We start from the raw sequence: 4,685 nt of genomic DNA, 5'->3' as shown, positions 1-4,685 counted from the left end.
CCTGCACGACGAGCTGGACCGCGTCGGCCTTGAACTCCTCAGTGAACTTCCTGCGATTCGTAGACATCTCTGCCTGTCGTTCCTTCCTGGTAACGACCGTCTACAAGAAGTGTCACACCCCAGTGGTACGGATTCGACGGTACCGGCGCCAGCGGAACCTGGGCCAACCGGGGCAACTTCAAGAGCAACAACTATCGAGCGAAGCTCTGCTGGTCCTACGCAGGCAACAATCCCTGCATGTCTGGATACAGCGGCCTCAACCAGACAATCACCTTCGGGACTGAAGTGACGGGGAAGAGCGTCGCGCTCACCCGGTAGCCGAGCCAGTGTCAGCGGAGCGGGACACCATCGCAAGGGGTGTCCCGCTTCGCCGTCGCCTCATCGGTCACTGAATCGGATGCTGGTGACGTTGGCTGGCTGCCCCGTGAGTTCGCGGATGGCGGTGCGTTCCACCGCGAGATCGTCCTCGAGACTACGGACTTGTTCGCGTAGTTGGGAGACGGTGCGGAGCAGGTCGGCGTTCTGGGCGAGGAGTCGTTCGATCTCCTGGCCGCGGTGCTCATAGAGCTCACGCAGTCGCTTCTCGTCGCGGAGCTCGAGCTGCGCGGCGAGGCCGGCGTCGAGCTTCCGGTTCAGCTCGCGGGCTTCACCCTTGAGTCGTTTGATCGTGTTCTGCGCGTTCACCAGGTCCGCGGCGCGTGCCGCGTGGAGGGGGCGGTCGCCTGCGGCTGGGTTTCGTTCCTGATGCCGGCGTAGGCCGTCCATGAGATCAGGACGGCTGTAGAGGAACTGCCGGCTCACGCCGGCCGCGGCCGCGAGAGTCGAGACCGTGAGCGCCTGGCCATGTGCTGCTGCCGCGTGCAGAGTCGCGGCGACATCACGGTGCTTGCGGGCGCTGGCCTCGGCCCGCGCCTGGGCCAACACAGCGGAGTTTCCTCGGGGTGGGGTGGGCGTCGTCGTGGTCATATCTCCCTCAGCTCGATGTGTTTCCCGGCGAGGGCAGCGCTGCGGGCGCGTCTCATCACCTCGGACATGGTGGAGATCTCACGCCGCTGGTCCTGTGGGAGCTGTTCGAGGCGTTCCCGCATGGTGGTGAGCACCTTCTCGTAGTCGGCGATCAGGCCGCGCTGCGCGTCCAGCAAGTAGCCGGCGGTGTCGGAGGCCTCCGCGATCCGCAACTGCGACTTCAGCTTCACGATCTCCTTCTCGATCTCCGGGATGTGTGAAGGGTTCGGGCGGAAGAACCCACAGCCCGCGCACTGATACCGCAGCTGACACGCGGTACCGCCGGCGGCGACATTGCTCGGCTCCGCGCAGTCGCCGTAAGGGACCGGTGTGATCTTCAGCTGCATACGCCCGTTCGCGATGCCGACCTGTCGGCCGTGACGATCGTGCGCGAGCGGGGCGAGCGTGTCGACGGCCTTCCGGCGACGTTTCGAACTGACCTGGTAGTAGCCCATCGTGGTGCTCAACGAGACGTGGTCCATGAGCTGCCGCAATACGTCCGGGTCTGTCCCGTTGTCCGCGTGACGTTGCGCGTAGGCGCGGCGGAAGTCGTAGGGCTGCACCGTGGCCAGGTCGAAGTCGACCGGATGCCCGTCAGCGTCCGTCACCGGCCCGGGGACCTGGGGAAGGTTCGCTGCGAACTTGTGCAGGATCTTGCCCAGGTAGCGTTCCCCGATCGGAGGGATGTTCTCGTCCTGCAGCCGGCGCCTCCCGCTCGGGAACAGGTACGGCGATCTGATGCCGCGCTCGATGCGGATGCGCTCCCACCGCCGGATCGACTCGACGACAGGTGTCTCGACGGGGAGTTCCTTGGTCGCGCCGCCGGTCTTGTGCGCCGTGTAACGCAGCAGCCAGCCGCCGTGCCGATCCTGAACGAGACAGTCCGTCCGCAGCGTCGCGATCTCTGCCGGCCGGCGGCCGGTCTCCATGAGCAGTTCGAGCACGCACCGATACATGTCGGAATGGCGACCGATGTCGAGCTGGTCTGTGTGGCTTCGCAGATGCGCGACGACCACTGCAGGGGTCACCCGATCGCCTTCGACCTTCTGGTCGCCTTTTCCGCGCAGGGTGCGGCGTTTCTGCGCGGCGTAGTTCTGCGCGAAGCTCTCCGGGATCTCATCCCAGACGCCGAACCGTCGTGCCAGCCGGCAGAGCTCCCACCAGACCGAATAGGTGAATTTGATCCCCTGCGCCGACCAGCGCTGCTCGAACCGTGCGATGATCGCCGCCATGTCCTCGTAGGACAGTCGCGTCGGATCCATGCCCGCGTCGGAGCGGCGATCGGCCATCACCTGGGATGCCTCGGCGCAGACGTCGAAGCACTTCCGGACTGCCCCACGCGGTTCCAACGTCGCACCCAGCCAGGTGCGGAACGCGGTCGCCAGCCACGGCTGCGTGAGCTGTCGAATGTCCAGCGGTGTGCCACTGAGGTCCGGGTTCCGTGCCGACTGGGTCTCTCGAAGCGGTAGGTCCTGGAGGAAGATCAGGTCGCCTTGGAGCGAGTCGTATTCCTCGAACCGGCGATGCGCCTTCTCCAGCAGCAGCATGCCAACCGCCCGCACTCCTTTTAGGCGGATGGAGTGCTCATGCGACCGGAAGCACTCCAGCAGATCGGTGTGAGGGTCGGCGGCGATGTCGTTGATGAACGGTCGCAGCTTGCTGATCATCACCCGACCCACGCCGCGATCGGCATACTGCTGGATGACGAACAGCAGCTCCGTGCGCAACGGCTCACTCAGCGACCCGAGCGCGAGCTGGTGACGCTCCAGCACCACGTTCGAGCCCATGAAGTCCCCGATCGTGAGGGCAGGCTGCTTGCGGCGCGCCGCCCGCAGCCCGGAGTCGTGATAGTCGCAGAGGCCGCTGCTGATGCTGTGTGACAGGATCCTGCCGCACGACGCAATTGGGCACGGGACTGACGGGAACACGAACTTCCCCACCCGATCGGCGACGAATGCCTCCAGCCGGTGATCGGTGAGCGCGGCTTCCGACTGCTTGCAGCGTTTCGCGAACAGGTCGTAGTGCGTGGGGCAAAGACCCCGCGTGGTCATCGCCCGCCCGCAGCGGACTCCCGCCTCATCGGATATGCCGCAGAGCTCGAAGCCGCGGGTCGTCCTCCTCGCATCCAAGCTCACCTTCGGGTGTGTGCGGGCATACTCCTCAACGCTCACGCCGGCATGTCTGGCCCGCCGCTGGCATGGCGGGCAGTAGTCGACGCGCGAAGCGGGATTCGCGCAGCCAGGCCGCTGGCAGGAACGGAAATCGTTGAGCTCGTTGAACGGATCGACCGTGAGGATCCCGGTCACTGCGTCCCACGCGCCAACAGCCCACTCCTCGTTCAGCATCCCCGCCAGGAACTCCCGCCAGCCGCCGCCAGACTTGCTGCCTGCTGCCTCCGCGGTGTCGACGATGAGCGTCACGTGCGGTCCTCCGAATGCATCGTCGTGCGTGCGACCGCAGCGCGCAGCGCCTCGTCGCTGGCGTGCGTGTAGATGAGCGTCGACGTCAACGATCGGTGCCCGAGCAGCACCCGCACGACATCAAGATCCACCGCCTGCCCCTCCAGCCCGCGCAACCAGATCGTCGCGCGCGTATGCCGCAGCAGATGTGGCCTCACGTAGAACCCCAGCCGGTCCGACCACCGACGGAACAGGTCCACCACCGTCGCGTAGGTCAACGCCCGGCCCGCCGTCGGGCCCTCCAGTGCAACAATCGCGTTCGGGCTCCCGTCGTCCCCGAGCAGCCTCAGCCGCTCCGACAACGCCTCCTGATACGACAACGCCAGCTCCGCCGGCACCGGGACACTCCGCAGAGATTTCGCCCGCGCGCCGTTGACGGAACGGTTCCGCACGACATGCAGATGAGGCCCGCGGAGCCGGCAGCCGTGCGCGCTGTTGTCGGCGAGCAAATGCAGGTCCTGCCGAAACAGCGACAGTACTTCGCCGACCCGCAGCCCGGTGAAGTAGAGCAGATCCACCAGGAAACGGTCCCGCGGACGTAACGGCAACTCGAGCAGAGCCCGCCGCTCGGCTTCCTCCGACAACCACGACGGCGCCGTCTCCACCTGCACCGCCCGGACCTTCAACGATCTCGTCATCACACTCCGGATCCGCCCGTGTTCACCGCCCCGCGCACCCGGGCGCACCACCTGATCCTCCGTCAGCTGCACGACCAGATCCCTGGGCACGAGATCCTCAAGCGCGGCCCACCTGTAGAACTCCACCAGCGCGACCAACCACGCGGCGACCGTCGCGGGCTTGCGAGGCGTGGCGATCGCGGAGCCCCGCGAGACCGGCGTCACCAACAGGTGGTTCTTCCACTGCACCAGCGTTGAAGTCCTCACCTGCGTCCAATGCAGGCCCTGAGCCGGAAGCCAACTCAAGAAGCCCGCCAAACGGAGACCGTAGTTCCGCACCGTGTTCGGAGACGCGCCCGACTCAGAAAGAGAACGCAGCCAATCACACGCACCGGGATGAATCACGCCCCGCGTCCGATCGAACACCACCCCCGCATCGACCCCGGAGAAAGACGGCACCCAGCGGAAGGCGAACACCCCAAGGTCACTCATGATCGCACCGTAGCTGCCGTCACTGACACTGCTGCGGGAGTGTCCATCCAAGGACGATCTGCATCCGACGCTGACAACCACTTACAACCACACATGACTACAGATAACGAGC

3 protein-coding genes are annotated in these 4,685 nt (G+C 65.9%); all 3 read right to left on the bottom strand.

The window, feature by feature from the left end:
• Positions 1–378 precede the first annotated feature (378 nt).
• The 3 genes from ACYVJ0_RS13380 to ACYVJ0_RS13370 are packed head-to-tail and all read right to left on the bottom strand — an operon-like array spanning position 379 to position 4,573.
• Positions 379–966: a hypothetical protein gene (locus ACYVJ0_RS13380; protein ID WP_460818347.1), complete on the bottom strand. Its 588-nt coding sequence runs from the start codon at positions 964–966 to the stop codon at positions 379–381.
• The gene (locus ACYVJ0_RS13375; RefSeq protein ID WP_460818345.1) at positions 963–3,425 is read right to left on the bottom strand and encodes a tyrosine-type recombinase/integrase; all 2,463 of its coding nucleotides are present in this window, start codon (positions 3,423–3,425) and stop codon (positions 963–965) included. The genes ACYVJ0_RS13380 and ACYVJ0_RS13375 overlap by 4 nt, the downstream gene beginning before the upstream one ends.
• The gene (locus ACYVJ0_RS13370) at positions 3,422–4,573 is read right to left on the bottom strand and encodes a tyrosine-type recombinase/integrase (RefSeq protein ID WP_460818343.1); all 1,152 of its coding nucleotides are present in this window, start codon (positions 4,571–4,573) and stop codon (positions 3,422–3,424) included. Before ACYVJ0_RS13370 ends, ACYVJ0_RS13375 begins: the two co-directional genes overlap by 4 nt.
• Positions 4,574–4,685 lie beyond the last annotated feature (112 nt).

The sequence above is a fragment of the Microbacterium petrolearium genome (assembly GCF_054782875.1).
This window is presented reverse-complemented; position numbering and strand designations above follow the sequence as displayed.